The 17,012-nt window shown below is 66.9% G+C and carries 14 protein-coding genes; 9 read left to right on the forward strand and 5 right to left on the reverse strand.

Going from position 1 to position 17,012, the window contains the following annotated elements; translation table 11 throughout:
* Positions 1-60: 60 nt before the first annotated feature.
* Both G406_RS0109105 and G406_RS0109110 read right to left on the reverse strand, forming a co-directional pair.
* Positions 61-978, reverse strand: a complete 918-nt coding sequence (locus G406_RS0109105; RefSeq protein ID WP_169736660.1) for a WD40 repeat domain-containing protein — start codon at positions 976-978, stop codon at positions 61-63.
* A 78-nt stretch (positions 979-1,056) separates the two neighbouring features.
* Entirely contained in the window at positions 1,057-2,871 is a 1,815-nt protein-coding gene (locus tag G406_RS0109110) for an ABC transporter ATP-binding protein/permease (RefSeq protein WP_051341885.1), read from the reverse strand.
* A 255-nt stretch (positions 2,872-3,126) separates the two neighbouring features.
* Between G406_RS0109110 and G406_RS0109115 the strand changes: the two genes are divergently transcribed.
* From G406_RS0109115 to G406_RS45710, 4 genes are all read left to right on the forward strand, one after another.
* Complete coding sequence (locus G406_RS0109115) at positions 3,127-4,131, forward strand: NADPH:quinone oxidoreductase family protein (RefSeq protein WP_028933586.1); 1,005 nt, start codon at positions 3,127-3,129, stop codon at positions 4,129-4,131.
* A 50-nt stretch (positions 4,132-4,181) separates the two neighbouring features.
* The gene (locus G406_RS0109120; protein ID WP_028933587.1) at positions 4,182-5,339 is read left to right on the forward strand and encodes an acyl-CoA dehydrogenase family protein; all 1,158 of its coding nucleotides are present in this window, start codon (positions 4,182-4,184) and stop codon (positions 5,337-5,339) included.
* A 65-nt stretch (positions 5,340-5,404) separates the two neighbouring features.
* Entirely contained in the window at positions 5,405-5,986 is a 582-nt protein-coding gene (locus G406_RS0109125; protein WP_084215904.1) for a TetR/AcrR family transcriptional regulator, read from the forward strand.
* A gap of 142 nt (positions 5,987-6,128) precedes the next feature.
* Positions 6,129-7,925, forward strand: coding sequence for an AMP-binding protein (locus tag G406_RS45710; RefSeq protein WP_051341851.1), 1,797 nt, complete (start codon positions 6,129-6,131; stop codon positions 7,923-7,925).
* A gap of 40 nt (positions 7,926-7,965) precedes the next feature.
* On the opposite strand, the gene G406_RS0109135 is transcribed toward G406_RS45710, so the two are convergent.
* On the reverse strand, positions 7,966-9,252 hold the full coding sequence (locus G406_RS0109135) for an MFS transporter (protein WP_028933589.1): 1,287 nt from the start codon (positions 9,250-9,252) through the stop codon (positions 7,966-7,968).
* A 73-nt stretch (positions 9,253-9,325) separates the two neighbouring features.
* Between G406_RS0109135 and G406_RS0109140 the strand changes: the two genes are divergently transcribed.
* Positions 9,326-10,312 carry a GlxA family transcriptional regulator gene (locus G406_RS0109140; protein WP_028933590.1) on the forward strand — a complete coding sequence of 329 codons (987 nt, stop codon included), beginning with the start codon at positions 9,326-9,328 and terminating at the stop codon, positions 10,310-10,312.
* Positions 10,313-10,416: 104 nt separating this feature from the next.
* Here G406_RS0109140 and G406_RS0109145 read toward each other — a convergent pair whose 3' ends face one another.
* On the reverse strand, positions 10,417-10,806 hold the full coding sequence (locus tag G406_RS0109145; RefSeq protein WP_028933591.1) for an MmcQ/YjbR family DNA-binding protein: 390 nt from the start codon (positions 10,804-10,806) through the stop codon (positions 10,417-10,419).
* 91 nt (positions 10,807-10,897) lie between these two features.
* Complete coding sequence (locus G406_RS0109150; protein WP_028933592.1) at positions 10,898-11,872, reverse strand: NADP-dependent oxidoreductase; 975 nt, start codon at positions 11,870-11,872, stop codon at positions 10,898-10,900.
* A gap of 107 nt (positions 11,873-11,979) precedes the next feature.
* Here G406_RS0109150 and G406_RS53780 point away from each other — a divergent pair, with 107 nt between their 5' ends.
* The 4 genes from G406_RS53780 to G406_RS59325 all read left to right on the forward strand — a co-directional run bounded on the left by G406_RS53780 (position 11,980) and on the right by G406_RS59325 (position 16,908).
* The gene (locus G406_RS53780; RefSeq protein ID WP_051341852.1) at positions 11,980-12,483 is read left to right on the forward strand and encodes a MarR family winged helix-turn-helix transcriptional regulator; all 504 of its coding nucleotides are present in this window, start codon (positions 11,980-11,982) and stop codon (positions 12,481-12,483) included.
* 832 nt (positions 12,484-13,315) lie between these two features.
* A complete protein-coding gene (locus tag G406_RS45720; RefSeq protein ID WP_425414575.1) occupies positions 13,316-14,506 on the forward strand; it encodes a L,D-transpeptidase in 1,191 nt (396 codons plus the stop codon).
* Between the two features lie 14 nt (positions 14,507-14,520).
* The gene (locus G406_RS0109165; protein ID WP_245607060.1) at positions 14,521-16,212 is read left to right on the forward strand and encodes an amidohydrolase; all 1,692 of its coding nucleotides are present in this window, start codon (positions 14,521-14,523) and stop codon (positions 16,210-16,212) included.
* A gap of 54 nt (positions 16,213-16,266) precedes the next feature.
* Complete coding sequence (locus G406_RS59325) at positions 16,267-16,908, forward strand: GntR family transcriptional regulator (protein WP_028933594.1); 642 nt, start codon at positions 16,267-16,269, stop codon at positions 16,906-16,908.
* The last annotated feature ends 104 nt before the right edge of the window (positions 16,909-17,012 follow it).

Below are 17,012 nucleotides of genomic sequence, written 5' to 3' on the forward strand. Positions count from 1 at the left end.
TGGGGCGGTACAGACCGCCGTGCCCGCTCCAACGAAGACTGCAACCGCTCCAACGGTCCGTCAGGCCAGCGGCCATCTGCGCAGGGTGTGGTCCGCGGCCGAGGTGAACACCCAACGGTGGTCCGCCGAGAGCGCTGAGGCGGTGACCACGTCGTCGTGGCCACTCAGTGTGGCGTGTGGGTTCATTTTCTGGCTGGTCCACACACGCGCGGTGCGGTCCTGGCCGCCGGTGACCATGATCTCGTGGTCAGCGGAGAACGCCATGGTCCGGATCTTGCCGACGCGACCGACGCCGTGCGCCTGCAGCCGGCGTAGGGCGAGGCCGGTGGTGATGTCCCAGATTCTGACGGTGCCGTCCGAGCTTCCCGAGACCAGAGTGCCGTCCGGTCGGAAGCGCAGGCAGCGGACCTTGCCGGTGTGGCCGCGCAGCCAGCGCCGCGGCTCGCCGCTCGCGGTATCCCAGACCGCGATTCGGTGTGCCTCGTCACCGGAGGCGATGTGCCTGCCGTCCGGGGCGAAGGCTACCGAGCGGACCGGCGCGTCGTGCCCGGTCAGCACACGGTGGTCCGGCCGGTCGGTTCGCCACAGCCTCACCGACCCGTCGTTTCCGGCGGAAGCGATCAGGGACGTGTCGGGGGAGAAATGGACTGACCACGTCCGGCCCTCGTGTCCGGTGAATCCGCGGATGCGTGTTCCGGTGGTGGTGTCCCACAGCGCCACCGCTCCGTCATAGCCCGCCGTCACCAGGCGTTGCCCGTCGGCGGAGAAGGCCAGATCGCGCACTTTCGCCTCGTCGGCCCGCCAGCGGCGCAGCGTGTCGAACGTTCGAGGGGCGAGCAGACGAATCTCACCCCGGCATTCGACCGCAAGCACGCCGGTGGCGGGTGACAGGTCCATGGCCAGCACCGATCCGTCCAGCTCGGTGACCACGTCGGCGACGGGAGTCGCGGAATCTGCCCTGACGGTCGCGGTGCGCATCGTCGGCACGCTACGGACTCCACCGTCGGACCACCGCATCCGAGGCTCAGGAACCTGCCAGTTCCGACAGACCGCTGCTCAGCCCTTCACGGTGCCACTGATCTCGCTCAGCGCCCAGCCGCCCGAACCGGAGAGGTCCAGATGGTTCGTGTGCACTGATTCCAGGGTGTGATGGTGCGCGACGCTCACGATCGTGCATTCGGGTAGGTCGTCACGGAGCAGGCGGTAGAGCATGAGCTCGATCCCGGCATCCATTGCCGAGGTGGCCTCGTCCAGAAAGGCAATCCTCGGACGGTTGAGCAGGATTCGTGCGAAACCGAGACGCTGCTGTTCCCCGGGGGACAGGATTCTTCCCCAATCGCGGGGTTCGTCGATTCGTTCGGCGAGATGACCGAGCTGAACCCGGTGGAGAATGTCGACACCCCGAGCCGGGTCGGAGTCGGTCGCGGTGTCTTCCGGGTAGTACAGCGACTGCCGCAGGGTGCCGAGCGGGAGATAGGGGCGCTGGCTCAGGAACAGTGCTTGCGTGCCGGTCGGTCGCCGCACCTGGCCGTCGGCGTACGGCCACAGGCCTGCCAGGGCGCGCAGCAGAGTGGTCTTGCCGCATCCGGAAGGCCCCTTGACCAGTAACGTATCGCCGGTGCCCAGCGTGAACGTGAGGTCTTCGATCAGCGGCTGACCGGTGGGGAGATTGATCGTCAGGCGTCGGACATCGAGGCGTCGGTCGGTTCCGATGCTCAACGTGGGCATCTTTCGTGCCTGCGCATTGACCTTCTTCAATCCGATGAGCCGATCGATCGTGGCGCGGTAGGTCGCGAAGGTGTCGTAGTTGTTGCGGAAGAACGACAGGGAGTCGTGGACCTGCCCCATCGCCGAGGCGGTCTGCTGCATATCGCCCAGGCTGACCGCTCCACTGAAGAACCGGGGCGCCTGCAGGATGAACGGGATCACGACGGAGAGCTGGGTGACCACGATGTTGAGGCCGTTTAACTTGACGTTTCGGTGCACCAGGTCCCACGCGTTGCCGATGACGGCGCGGAATCCGCTGTCCAGATTTCGCCGTTCCACCCGCTCCCCGGAGTAGAAGGCGACGCTCTCGGAGTTGTCGCGCAATCGGACGAGCGCGTACCGGAAGGATGCCGCCAGGGCTTCCTTGACGAAATTCAGCCTGATCAAGGGGTGGGCGACCTTGAACACCACGACCGAGGCCACGGTGACGTAGATCAGGATGGCGAACGTCATGGCGCGCGGAACCTGGAATCCGAACACCGACATCGGTCCGGACAACGTCCACAGCACCGCGACGAACGAGCAGGTCGAGATGATCGCGCTCACCGCGCCGAGCAGCAGATCCTGTGAGTTCGAGGTGAACGAGTTGATGTCCTCCTGAATGCGCTGGTCCGGGTTGTCCACCGCATCGGGGAGGAAGTTGGCCACGTGGTAGGACCTGTCCGTCATCCAGTCGGTCAGCATTTCGTTGGTCAACCACACTCGCCAGCGGATCACCAGCAGCTGACCGAGGAAGTAGCTGAGCATCACTTGGACGACGTTGACCGCGGCGATGAATCCGAAGATTCCCATGTAGCGGTAGAACTGTGAGGCGTCCCGTTTCTGGAACGCGGTGTAGAGCCCATTCTGGAAGTACGAGTCGAGTACCTGCAGCCTGACTCCGACGATGGCCAGGACGAGCACGGCGGTGATCGACAGTATCGGTTGCCAGCTGGCCCAGCTACGGCCCGGGATGAAGTGCGACAGGGTCAGTGCCTTGAAGTTTCGCCCCCAGCCGGTGAACTTCATGACCGAGGCGGCCGACAGTGCGAGTACGACGAGTGTGACGACGGAAACCTTCAGCGTCCACGACAGGCTCAGCAGCCACTCGTCGGGCCAATCCAACGAGTCCTCCATCAAGCGATTCGCTCGGTGCGGACGAGGGTGCCCTGGTTGTCGTCGCACGCCTCCGGTGGGAGCCCGATCATGACCCCACGCTAATCCGGCCTGGCTGGGGAACTGTCAGCTTCGCCGAGACCCTTGCCGATCCTCGACCGGTCGTTGCCGCCGATCTCGGCGACTTGACCTGAGTCGCACGACTGTGCGACACTGACTGAGTCGTACAGTCGTGCGACTCTCTCAACATCGCGGAGCGGGTCGATGAAATCCTGGGTAAGCCACGAACCGGGTGGCCCCGAAGCGCTTGTGCTCGAGGACGTACCGGTACCGACACCCGGCCAGGGCGACGTGCTCGTGCGGGTGCGCGCGGTCGGGATCAACTTTCCGGACAGTCTCCTCATTCGCGGGCAGTACCAGGTCTCGCCACCTCGCCCTCTCACACCCGGAAGTGAGTTCTGCGGCGATGTCGAGGCCACTCGTGACCATGAGTCGGGCCTGAAACCGGGAGACAGGGTCATCGGCGTCTCGGGCTGGGGGGCGATGGCCGAGTACGTGACGATGCCGGCCCGAGCTCTCACAAAGGCACCCGACTCCCTGCCGTACGCGACGGGCGCCGCATTCCTGTTCACGTATGCGACCGCGTATCACGCGCTCCGCGACGTCGCCGATCTGCAGGCCGAGGAGAAGCTGGTGGTGCTCGGCGCCGCCGGGGGCGTCGGTCGCGCCGCGGTGGAGCTGGGGAGGGCATTGGGGGCAACCGTCGTCGCCGGAGTCTCCTCGGCGGAGAAACTCGACTTCGCGTTGGCGGCCGGAGCGACCAGCGGGATCGTCTACGACGCCGAGCTGGGCCCCGGCGGACCCCAACGGGACTTCACCGGCCGGCTCAGGGCCCTGGACCCGGCCGGAACGGGGTTCGACGTCGTCTTCGACCCGGTCGGCGGGTCGTACTCCGAGCCCGCGTTTCGCGCGCTCGGCCGGGGAGGCCGCCACCTGGTGGTCGGATTCGCCGCGGGTATTCCCCGAATACCGCTGAATCTGGTACTGCTCAAAGGTGCGAGCATTATCGGCGTCGACTGGCGTACGTTCGTCGAGGTAGAAGCGGCGTCGAATCGGCGCAACGTCGGAGAGCTTCTCGCGCTGTGGGGTAGCGGGTCCATATCGCCCGCGGTCACGCACATCATTCCGTTCTCGGACGCACCGAGCGCCCTTGCTCTCCTCGATGCCCGGAAGGCAATGGGGAAAATTGTGGTCATGCTGCCGGAATAGCCCGAACGACCGACATGCTCGACATAGTCGACAAAGGAGAGTGTGCGAACATGCATTTCGAACTCACGGCGGAGCAGCGCGATCTGCAGGAGCGTGCCCGTCGATTCATGGACGACGAGGTACTCCCGAACTATCAGTCATGGCCCCTGCGGGAGGAAGATTACGGCGCTGAGCTGATCACCTGGCTCAACGCCACGCAGGAGAAATACGGTATCAATAAGATCAATGTTCCGAAAGAGTATGGTGGACGAGGCCTCGGTGCGGTCGAAGACGTCATCGTACTGACGGAGATAGCGAGATGCCCCCGGCATATTCCAGGGAACGCGTACAGCCCGTGGCCGGTGATGTACGAGTCCTCAGAGGAAATCAAGCAGAAGTATCTGTACCCGGTTCTGGACGGAAAGACCGGTTGGTCACTGTGCTTCACCGAGCCGGGAGCGGGTTCCGACCTGTCGGCGATGACCACGTCGGCGGTTCGCAAGGGGGACAGTTGGGTGCTGAACGGCCGAAAGTTGTGGCACACCGAGCATGCTTTGGCCTCGCACACCGCCGTCGCGGCGGTAACGGACCCGTCGAAAGGATCCCGGGGTATCAGCATCTTCCTCGTCGATCACGGCACCCCCGGCTTCCGGCCGGTGCGCCAGATTCCGGTTCTGTCCCGGTCGTGGGGGATCGAAGAAGAGCTCGAGCTGGACAACGTCGTCGTGCCGCACAAGAACCTCCTCGGAGAAGAGGGAGCCGGGTTCGCGATCGCGCAGCATCAGTTCAACCGCTTCCGCCTGCGACTGGGCGGCAGTGCATTGGGTATCTCGGAACGCAGCCAGGAGCTGGCGGTCGCGTACGCGAAGGAACGCGAGGTGTTCGGTCGCAAGCTCGGCGAAAACCAGGCAATCCAATGGATGTTGACCGACAACTTCTACGACATCGAGTCGATCCGCTGGAACACATTCCACGCCGCGTGGCTCGTGGACAAGCTGGGATATCCGGCCGTGCGTCTCCAGGTCGCGTCGGTAAAGGCTTACTGCATCGACGCCGGGCTCCGTGTCGTCGATCGTTCGATGCAGGTCTTGGGCGGTCGGGGTCTGGCGGTCGACGACTATCCGTTCGGCGACTTCTATGGGTTCCTGCGGATGTGCAAGCAGATGGAAGGATCGACAGAGATCATGAAGATCGTCATGGCCAGGGAGATCTTGGGGCAGCGGACGTGAAGCCCCTGTTCTTCCCGTCGAATGTGTCGAGTGACACCGTCGACCGACTCTCGTAGGATCGCATAATGGCTCGACCTCGCGCTGACGACGTGCGCCGACAGATTCTGCTCGCCACGTTCGCGCAGATCGCCGGCCGCGGGGTCGACGGGATGAGCATGCGAACACTCGCAGCAGCGGCCGGTGCGAGTGTGGGAACGGTTACCTACCATTTTCCGAGCAAGAGGCAGCTGCTGCACGAGGCCATCAGGTACGGCTACGAGCGCCCGCCGGCGAACTTCGTCGAGGGCGACCCGTTGGCCAGCATGTATGCGTTGCTCGAACGCTTCGACCTGACGGCGCCACATCGGCGGACGTGGTGGCAGTTCTGGATCGCGATCATCGCCTACTCCCAGAAGGACGACGAGATTCGCCATCTTCTCGCCGAGCAGCATCACTCGGCGGTCGGGAGATTTCGCACAATCATCGCCGATGGGATTGCGTCCGGCATCTTTCACACCGACGATGTCGACGCATCCGCCGTCGAGATCGCGGCGCATGCTCATGGAATCGCCGTGTCACAGCTCGTCGATCCTCCGTCCGCCGAGGCACTGAGTCGTAACCTGCCGGCGCTGGTGGATCCGATCCGGGTGGCCAGCAGGCGCGCATAGGCGGCTGCCAGCGTTAGTACCCGCCGCTACTCGGCGCGGCTGGATCGGCGATCGTCGGCATTCAGCGGCGATACCCGACTGTATGGGTCCCCGCGGGAAACGTTCGGAAACGAGTTTTCGCGAGCGCGAAAGGTGTAAATCTGTGGCGTACCTCAACACGTACGAAGTGATCAACGACCGCGCGCGTCGACATCCGGACCGGGTGGCGCTCATCTTTCTCGAAGACGGGACGACGGACGGCCAAGAGCGGTCGTTCTCCTACCAGGAGCTCCGAGATGACATCGTGCGTGCCGCGAACATGCTGGCCCAGCTGGGTGTCGGTCGGACCGATGCCGTGACCCTGATGTTGCCCAACGGCCCCGAAGCGCAGGTGGCGATGTGGGCCGCCGAGTCCGTCGGTATAGCGAACCCCGTGAACGGCCATCTGAGCCTGGGCCAGCTCGCCCATATCCTCAACGCCGCTGGCACGAAAGTCCTCGTCGTCCAAGGACCGTCCGAGCCCGCGGTCTGGGAGAAGGCCGTTGAGCTGCGGGACCTCGTCCCGTCCCTGGGGTGCATCCTGGCCGTGGACGGAACGAACGACGTCGCCCTCGGATGGCACTCTCGAATCAGTTCCCAGACCGCCGGCCGGCTGCAGTTCCCCGCTCCTCGGCCGTCGGACATCGCCTCCTACTTCCACACCGGCGGTACCACGGGGACCCCGAAGCTGGCCCAGCACACACACGGGAACGAGGTCTTCAACAGCGCCGCGATCGTCGATGTACTCGGCTGGTCGCGCTATCGCTCTTCGGCGATGGCTCTGCCCATGTTCCACGTCGTCGGCGCGATCGCCGTGTCGCTGGGCGCTTTCACCTCGGGGATGACACTGGTTGTTCTCGGGCCTCTTGGCTTCCGCAATCGGACCGCCGTCGCGCGCATCTGGGAAACGGTCGACAGACATGACATCGAGGTGTTGGTCGTTGTACCGACAGTCATGTCGGCGATCCTGGAGACCAGCGATCATGGTCGGATCTCTCGAACTCTCGCACAGACCGTCTCGGGATCGGCGCCGGTCCCGATCGCTCTGGCGCAACGGTGGGAACGCACCGTCGGACACCGGCCGCTCGGTGCCTACGGTCTGACCGAAGGGACTTGCGCGAGTGCGTTGACACCGCCGGGTGGCCCGGTCAAAGCAGGCTCGGTCGGGCGATCGCTGCCCGGGTGCGAGATTCGCATCGTCGATCACGATCTCTCCGGGACGGAGCCGTCGGTGGAGAGCGTCCGGGAGACCGGAGAGCCTGGTCTGGTGCTGACCCGAGGCCCGAACATCTTCCCCGGCTACAAGGTCCCTCGGCGTGACGCGGGTGTGCTGCTCGACGGCGGGTGGCTCAACACCGGGGACATCGGGTACGTCGACGGCGACGGCGATCTGTGGATCACCGGGCGCGCAAAAGACCTCATCAAGCGCAGCGGCCACGGCATCGATCCGTCGGAGGTCGAAGAGGGCTTGGCGCGGCACCCGGCCGTGACGATGGCGGCGGTCGTCGGGCGCCCCGATGCCTATGCCGGAGAGGTGCCGATCGCGTTCGTGCAGGTCCGCCACGACCTGGCCGCACCCGAGGTTGCTGAAGAGCTACGTCTGTGGTGCAAGGAACGCGTCGGCGATCCTGCCGCGGCTCCGGTGCAGGTCGTTGCCGTGAGCGAGCTACCGATGACGGGCGTCGGCAAAATCTCCAAGGTCGAGCTGCGCCGTCGGGCGGCCCGCCTCGCGATCGAACTGGAAATCGCCGGCATCGTGAAGAACTCCCGATCGGCCTACGCGCTGGAGCTTCACGACGAGGGTACGAGATTCGTGGGTCGGGTCGTGACGAGCAGTGCACCGGCCGATCTCGCCGAACGGATCCGGTATCGGCTTTCCCTGCTCTCGGTGCCCACGGTCATCTCGGTCGAGTCCGGCTGACAGCGTGGCGGAGGCATCAGCCCGCTCGGGTGGGGAGCCGCTACGACAGCTGCGCCTCGTCGTCCACCAGGTTCAGCTCGTGGGCGGGCGGGCTAGGCCGGCGGATGCACAGTGAGCAGACCGCTGCCAGCGCGCAGAGGCCGCCCGCGAGGTACCAGGCCAGGCTGTAGCTGCCGGTGTGGTCACGGATCAGACCCGCCCCCGAGGCGGCGATCGCGGCCCCGACCTGGTGGGAGGCGAACACCCAGCCGAACACGATCGGTCCGTCGTCACCGAAGTGTTGTCGGGCAAGGGCCACGGTGGGGGGCACCGTGGCCACCCAGTCCAGCCCGTAGAAGACGATGAAGGCCCACATCGGTGGCATCGTGGTCGGGGCCAACAGCGGCGGCAGGGCCAGCAGGGACGCCCCGCGCAGGAAGTAGTAGACGCCGAGCAGCCAGCGTGCGTCGACCCGGTCGGTGAACCACCCGGAGGCGATCGTGCCGACGATGTCGAACAACCCGATCACGGCGAGCAGACCGGCAGCCATCGAGGTCGGCATGCCGTGGTCGTGCGCGGCCGGCACGAAGTGTGTGCCGACCAGGCCGTTGGTCGTCGCACCGCACACCGCGAACCCCGCTGCGAGCAGCCAGAACGTCCGGGTACGTGCCGCCGAGACCAGGACCTCGATCGCACGCCGGGCCGCGCCGCCGGTCCGGACCGGCGGCATCGCCACGCCGCCGAGCGCGACGGTCCCCACGTCACTGGGATGGTCGCGTAACAACAGCCAGACCAGCGGGAGCACGATCAGCGCCGCCCCGGCGACCAGGAGCGAGGCGACCCGCCAGCCGTGGTGGGTGGACAGCAGCGCGATCAGCGGCAGGAACACCAGCTGGCCGGTCGCACCGGCCGCTGTGAGCACGCCGCTGACCACACCCCGGTGACGGACGAACCACCGCCCGGTCAGCGTCGCCACGAACGCCATCGCCATCGAGCCGGTACCGACCCCGATCAGCAGCCCCCAGCACAGCATCAGTTGCCAGGGAGCGGTCATGAAGACGGTCAGACCGCTTCCGCAGGCCACCAGCGTCAACGCGCAGCACACCACCCTGCGCATGCCGAAGCGGTCCATCAACGCCGCCGCGAACGGCGAGAAGACGCCGTAGAGCAGCAGGTTCAGCGAGACCGCTGACGCGATCGTCGTGGTGGACCAGCCGAACTCGGCGCGCAGCGGGTCGATCAGCACGCCGGGCGCGGACCGGAAACCGGCGGCTCCGATCAGCGCGATGAACCCCGCGAACGCCACCAGCCACGGCCAGTGCGACTTTCTGAGCGCCGTATCCGTCATCGGGGACGATCCTCCGTCGGCTGCGATCCGGAGGTCGAGTGGCAAGAATGCCAATATCTGTCAAGATTCGGCCATGTCGCGCGCCCGGACCGTCGCAACTCGGCCACACCGCATCGCGATTCTGGCCGTCCCCCAGGTGATCGGTTACGACCTGGCGATTCCGGCCCAGTTGTTCAGCGGGGCGACCGGGCGGGACGGGCAGCCGCTGTACGAGGTGCGGGTGTGCGGGCTGGACCGGCTGCCGATACCCACAACGGTCGGCTACCAGCTCGTGCCCGAGCTGGGACCGGAGGGTCTCGACAGTGCCGACACCGTGATCATCCCCGGCACCGACGCATCCGGTCCGAGGCAGCACGGCAGCCTGGACGAGCGGCTGGCCGCCGCGCTGCGCCGGATCCCGGGCGACGCCAGGCTGATGTCCATCTGCACCGGTGCCTTCGTGCTGGCCGCGGCCGGAGTGCTGGACGGGCGCCGGGCCACGACGCACTGGTCGCACACGGAGCGGTTCCGGGAGCTGTACCCGGCGGTAACGCTGGACGAGTCGGTGTTGTACGTCGACGAGGGCGATGTGCTGACCTCGGCCGGGCTCGGTGCCGGGGTGGACCTGTGCCTACACGTTCTGCGCTCCGACCACGGCGTGCAGGTGGCCAATGCGGTGGCCCGCTACTGCGTGGTGCCGGCATGGCGAGACGGAGGGCAGTCGCAGTTCATCGACCGGCCGGTACCGGAGCCGCACAGCGGCACCACGGAGCCCACCCGTTCCTGGGCCCTGCAACACCTGGACGAGGCACTCACGCTCGCGGAGCTGGCGGCGCACGCACACCTGAGCGTGCGCACCTTCAACCGCCGCTTCCGCGCCGAGACCGGGTTGTCCCCGCACACCTGGCTGACGCGCCATCGCATTCAGCACGCCCGGCACCTGCTGGAGACCACCGACCTTCCCGTGGACCAGGTGGCGAGTGCGGCCGGCCTCGGGTCGGCGGCCACCCTGCGCCACCATCTGGGCAGGTCGCTCGGCGTGCCCCCACTGGCCTACCGCCGCACCTTCCGCTCCGAGTGAGGCGACCTCCGCGTCCATGGGCGTCGGCCCGGCTCACCTCGTGAGTGTTGAGTCTGGCTATAGCCACACCCAACACTCACGAGTCCACCGAGGCCGCGTGCTCGTCAGTCCGGCAGGCCACGGCTGAGCGCTACCCAACCCAGTCGTTCGCGGCGCGCTCGGGGCAACCCCGCTACCACCAGGTCGTAGGAGTCCTCGATCATGTCGTCGACCAGGTTCGCCGGCACTGAGCCGTCCAGGGTCACGGTGTTCCAGTGGCGCTTGTTCAGGTGGTAGCCGGGGGTGATCGCCGGGTAGCTGATGCGCAGTTGCACGGCGAGGTCGGGGTCGCACTTCAGGCTGACCTGGAGCGGGGAACCGGCCAGCCGACTCAGCGCGAAAATCTTCCCGGCCACCTTGAAGACGCTGGTCGCCTCGTCGAACGGAAACTCCTCGCCGGCACCCGCCAACGACAGGCACATCGCTCGTAGCTGCTCACCGCTGAAGGAGCTCATGGCGCCACGTTAGTCATCGGCGCCGACACTACCGCTGCCGCCGGAAGGACGGGGTGCTCCCAGCTCGCCGGGGGAGGTTCTCGCGGGTGTCTCACGTCGTTGATGGGGTGAGGACGATCTTGCCTCGGGTGTGCCGGTCGGCGAGTCGGTGGTAGGCGTCGCGGACCTGGGTGAGGGGGTAGGTGGCGGCGATGGGGATCTCGAGGGTGCCGGTGGTGGCGAGGTCGACCAGCCGCTGCAGCCCGGTGGTTCCGCCGGCGTCGTCGGTGCCTCGGATGCCGGCGCGATGGTCGATCGCGGCGTCGAAGTTCACCACCGTGTTGATCCGGGTGGCTGGGATGCCCAGCTCGTGAGCGAGGTCGACGTAGTCGGCGCCGAAGGTGTCGATGAACGCGTCGACCCGGCCGGCGGCGGTGTCGCGGATCCGTGCGGCTTGACCGTCGCCGTAGGCGACGGGGGTGACGCCGTGCGCGCGTAGCCAGTCGTGGTTGGCTTCACCGGCCAGGCCGATGACGGTGGCTCCGGTGTGACGAGTGAGTTGGGCGGCCACGAGTCCGACCGCTCCGGAGGCTCCGGACACCACGACCGTGTCGCCCGCCCTGGGCGCGACCGCTTCGACGCTGGCCAGCGCGGCCATCGGCGCGACGAACATCGACCCGGCGACCTCCCAGCTCAGGCCGGCGGGTTTACCGACGAGATGCTCGGCTGGCACGGCGACGAGCTCGGCCTGGGCCACCCGCTGCTCGGACCAGCCCAGGACCTCGTCACCGGCGGCGAACGCGGTGACGCCCTCGCCGACGGCGATGACCACGCCGGCGAGGTCCATGCCCTGCCCGGCGGGAAAACTCATGGACCACCTCGGCGCGTCGGAGCCCGGCCCGGACAGCTGGGCCCTCAGGGCCCAGGCCCGTTCGGCGAGTCCTTGCCGTACGTAGATGTCGCCGGGGTTGGTCGCGGCGGCGCGAACTCTGACCAGCACCCGCCCGGGTGTCGCCTCCGGGTCGTCGACATCGCGCACGTCGAGCACGTCAACGTCGCCGTACCGGTCGAATCGAACTGCTCTCATGACGGGCTCCAATGCGCGGTGGGCTCTGCACGACCATTTATACATGAGATATGTCGAACATGAGCAATGTCGTTCATGTTCGATGTATTCTCCGGTAAGGTGCCGGCGTGGATTCGAGGATCGGTGCCACCCCGGAGTCCGGCGTCGGCGACGCGGTCGAGCCGTCGGAGGTGGCCGGCGAGCTGGGGTTTCAGGGCACGACGTCGTGGCTGCTGGCCGGTGCCGGCAAGCTCGTGCTGCAGCGGTGGGGTGTGATGCTGGCCGACCTCGAACTGACCTCCAGCCAGTACAAGCTCCTGCTGGCACTCAACGAACTCGGCCCGCTCGGTCAGCAACGACTCGCCGAACTCGTCGGTATCGACCCCCGCAACACGGTCCCGATCATCGAGACCTTGGTCGAGCAGGGCCTGCTCATTCGCACAATCGATCCCACCGACCGCCGACGCCGAGTCCTCGAACTCTCCTCGACCGGCCAGCGTTACGCCGCGCAGCTGGAGTTGACGAGCGCCGAGATCGAGACGGAACTGCTCAGCCCTCTGAACCTCGCTGACCAGGCCAGCCTGCGGCGGCTGCTGCACTCGGTGCTGGACGCCTCCGAGTCGCACCCCTGACTCGTCGGGACGGGTTCGCTCGGGTCGGCACGCCCGCGCGGATGAGGGAGCGGGTCGCTGATCGCGGTCGGAGCACGCGTCGGAGTCGACGCGCCCGGCGGCCTGTGCGCCGGCCAAGAAGTCGGCCCGCCGGGACGGGGCTCCGCGTGTCCGGGGGACGGGCTGCGGAAACGTTCCGGCGGGCCTTCGGGAGACTCCCCGCACGTGCTGGGCGAGGCGCTCTCGCGGCAGATGGTACTACCCAGCGTGAGGCAACAGGAGAACTATTCACTCACTTGTGTCACATTGGTCACGGTCATGAGCGTCGGTCGTTGTACCTCTTGCCTGGCCACGGTGATTCCGGCGATAAGCCGTGGTCGGGAGAGGTCGGGTCGGCGCGTGTATCGGGGGTGGCGCCACCCGTAACGCCGACCCCGCGCGACGGGGGCACCCGTCAGGGCGTTGAGCGGGGTCGGCGAGGGGGCTCGCGTGGACGGAGAGCGGCGCCGGCGGTCCCGTCGATGTCGACCCGTCTCACTGTGACCAGGAGTTCCCGTCGGTGAACCGCGGCGTGGGGACCAACCGGAGCGGTCCCCGTGGGCCGTCGCCCTCACTCGGCCTCGGCCCGCCGCTCAGGCACCGCGACGGCTCGGCCCACCGCGAGCCGATAACGTGCAGTGAGCTGGTGACGCCGTCGTCTCCTCGACGACCGGTGACAGCTGGGAAGCAGGTGTGGGGACGCTGTGTGGAAGCGAGGACGTGGCCCCGTCGGCGGCCGGTTACCGTGGTCGATGGTTCCTCGCGGTTCGCGTGACGGTGACCTACTCGAACGACTCGGGGGAGCGTGGCGAACGTGGTGAGGTTGTCCCGCTGGGTGCTGGTGGCGATGGTTGCCGTGACCATGATCAGCGGTGTGGTCACGGCATCGGTACTGCAGACCCGCCACACCGGCGGAGCGGGCGACATGGTCGCCGACGCCGAGCCGGCGCCGGTGCTGACGATGTCCCCGACCGGAACTCAGCCGGTCAGCCCGGCGACCCCGGTCGTGGTGACGGCCGAGCACGGCAGACTGACCAGTGTGCAGGTCCGCGACCTCGCCAGCGGTGCGGTTGTGGCAGGCACTCTCGACAGCGGGGGAAAGGTCTGGACCTCGACCGCCCCCCTGAAATACGCCGCCAGCTACACCGTGGTGGCCAACGCCACGAACACCGAGGCCAAGAGCACGCAGAACACATTCACGATCGCCACGCTCAAGCCGGGTAAGACCTCGTACCCGAACATGGTGCCCGCCCCGGGGTCGGTGGACAGCGTCGGAGTGGGACAACCGATCGTGTTCCAGTTCAGTGAGCCGGTCACCGACAAAGCCGCGGTCCAGCAACATCTCCGGGTGACCAGCAATCCGCCTCAGGAAGGCGCCTGGTACTGGGTGGACGCCAGGAACGTGCACTACCGGCCGAAGGAGTTCTGGCAACCGGGCACCACGATCACCGTGGGAGCCGACATCTACGGGGTGGACTTCGGCGCGGGAGTCTATGGTGCGGAAAACCGGGAGGTCACCTATCGGGTACACGACTCGTGGATCGCCCACGCCGACGGCAACACACAGAGCATGGCCATCTTCCACAACGGTCGCCAGGTCAAGACGATGCCCATCTCGATGGGCAAGGACGTCACCCCGACCCACCACGGCATCCATGTGGTGTCGTTCAAGAGCGCCAACTACACCATGGACTCGTGCACATACGGCGTGTGCAAAGGCGACAAGGGTTACTACCGCACCAACGAGAAATGGTCGACGCGCATCTCCAACGATGGTGAGTTCGTGCACGAGAACCCGAACTCGGTCAGTGCGCAGGGGAACTCGAACGTCTCACACGGCTGCATCAATCTCAATGCCGCCAACGCGCAGTGGTTCTTCCAGAACTTCGGCCTCGGCGATGTGGTCGACGTCGTGAACTCCGGGGGCCCCGCGCTCCCGGTCTGGGACCTCTACGGCGACTGGTCCCTGTCCTGGGCTCAGTGGCAAGCCGGCAACAATCCGTGAGACACCGCGAGAGGGTGACCGCGCGAGGGGAGCTGGTGGACGAGAACGCGGCGGATCTGGTCGTGCGCGGGGCGCGGATCTGGACGCAGGATCCCGAGCGTCCCTGGGCACAGGCCCTCGTGGTGCGGGACGGGGTGATCGTGGCCGTCGGCTCGGACGAGGCGGCCGTCGATCACATCGGCCCCGGCACGGAGGTGGTCGAGCTGAACGGGGCCATGGTGATGCCGGGCCTCAGCGAAGGGCACGTTCATCTGTACATGGGTGGCTCGCAGGCGGCGTTCGAGCTGCCGGTTCTCCCGACGGACGGGATCGACGACGTACTGACGAAGGTCCGGGCCTGGTCGGGTCGTCTGGGCCCCGACGAGTGGGTGGTCGGGGGGATTCTGGGTGCCACGCTCATCGACACCTTGGCGGACCGACGGCATCTGCGACGGCTGGACGAAGCCGGCGGTGGACGGCCGGTGCTGCTGCGCGACGACTCGATGCACAACCGGTGGGTGAACAGCAAGGCGCTGGCGCTGATGGGGGTCGGGCCGGCGACCCCGGATCCTGAGGGAGGCCGGTACGTCCGGGACGAGGACGGTCAGCTGACGGGCGTGTTGCACGAGCTGGCGTGCACGGTCGCGGAGGGCGCGTTCGCCGCGTCGTTGACCGAGCCGGGAGCGCGCACCAGGACCGCGGTAGCGACCGCTCTTGAAATGCTCAACTCGTATGGGATCACCTCGGCGCAGGATGCGCTCACCATGGGACCGACGTACGCGGCGTTGAGGGAGCTGGAGCGGACGGGCGAGCTCACCGCCCGGGTGGTCGCGTCGATGCCTGTCCGTCCGTCCCTGCTCGAGCAGGGTCAGGTCGGCGACGAGCTGATCGAGATCGTCATGGCGGACCCGGGGGAGTTGGTGCGCCCGGCGTTCGTCAAGGTCTTCCTCGACGGCGTGCCCATGACCCGCACGACCGCCCTGCTCGAGCCGTACCTGTGCTCGCACGGGCAGAAACCCGGGACCGGAGAGCTCCTCTGGACACTCGAGGACCTCGTGACACAGGTCGAGAAGTGCTACGAGCTGGGTCTGGGAGCCAAGTTCCACGCCACCGGTGACGCATCGGTCCGGCTGGTCCTCGACGCGGTGCACCGCGTGCGCGACGAGCGAGGTCCCGGTCCCCGCTTCGAGATCGCTCACGTGGAGTTCGTCCACCCCGACGACATCGCCAGGTTCGCCGGTCTGGATGTCGCCGCCGACGCCTCGCCGTTCATCTGGTTCCCCAGCGTGCTGCAGGAAAGCATCCAGCAGCAGGTCCCGGCGCCGCTGGTCGAGGCGTCGTGGCCGTTCCGAAGCCTGCTCGATGCGGGCGCCACGGTCGCGGCCGGATCGGACTGGCCGTGCGCCGCGCTGACACCCGACCCGTGGGTGGGCATGCAGACGATGGTGACCCGTCAGAATCCGGACCCCACCGTCACCGGTTCCCTCAACCAGGCACAGGCGCTCACTCTCGAGGAAGCCATCACGGCGTTCACCAGCGCTCCCGCGCGGGCGATGGGGCTGGGCGAGGTGACCGGCCGCCTGAAGCGGGGGTACTCCGCTGACTTCATCGTCCTGGACCACGACCTGTTCGACGTGGACATCTCACGGGTGCACGCCACGCGAGTCCTGCGCACCTATTTCGCCGGCCGTCTCGTCCACCACACCGCGCCCAGCCACGAGAGGTAGCCGGTCGCCGCATGCTGCGCGGTGATCGATCATCTGAGCAACTAGTCTCGCTGTATGACGTCTTCCGGTCTCAACAGGGCACCGTTGCGCACTCAGATCAGGCAGGTTCTGGTGGACGGGCTGATCGCGGGGCGGTGGAAGCCGGGCGAGAGGATCGTCGAGCGGCAGATCGCGGCCGAGTTGGAGGTCAGCCAGGCGCCGGTGCGTGAGGCGTTGCGTGAGCTCGAGGCGCTGGGGCTGCTGACGTCGGTTCCGAACAAGGGCGCTCGGGTGCGGGAGCTGAACCTGAGGGACGTGTACGAGTTCTATACCGTCCGTGCGGCGCTGGAGGAGCTTGCCGCGAACCAGGCGGTGGTGAAGCTGGGTGGTGATGTCTCCGTCCTGGAGGGGTACAGCGCGGCGCTACATGTCGATGCCGCCGATATCGACCCTCTTGCTCAGATCGAGCACGCGGTGGCGTTCCACCGGGCGATGGTCTCCGCGGCCGAGAACCGAATCTTGATCAACATGTGGGAGTCGATCGGCGTCGAGGTGTGGACCACCCTGTCGTTGCGGCTGTTCCGGGTCGACCTGCAGGTCAACGCCGATGATCACGACGAGATCATCGAGGCGTTCCGAACCTGCGATCCTGAGGTGGGCAGGATCGTCCGCGACCACGTTCTGTCCTATGGCCCCTCGGCGGACGCGGTGAGATAGCGGCCCGGGTTCGACCTCGGGGAGGCCCGTCCAGCTGGTGGGCCTGGAGGCAAACGTATCTTGACAAATGATCGATCATTGCGCAAACTGAGTTCGCGCTCGCC

Origin of the sequence: Actinospineispora spinosispora DSM 44797, from assembly GCF_000429025.1 — a bacterium.
Lineage (GTDB): Bacteria > Actinomycetota > Actinomycetes > Mycobacteriales > Pseudonocardiaceae > Pseudonocardia > Pseudonocardia spinosispora.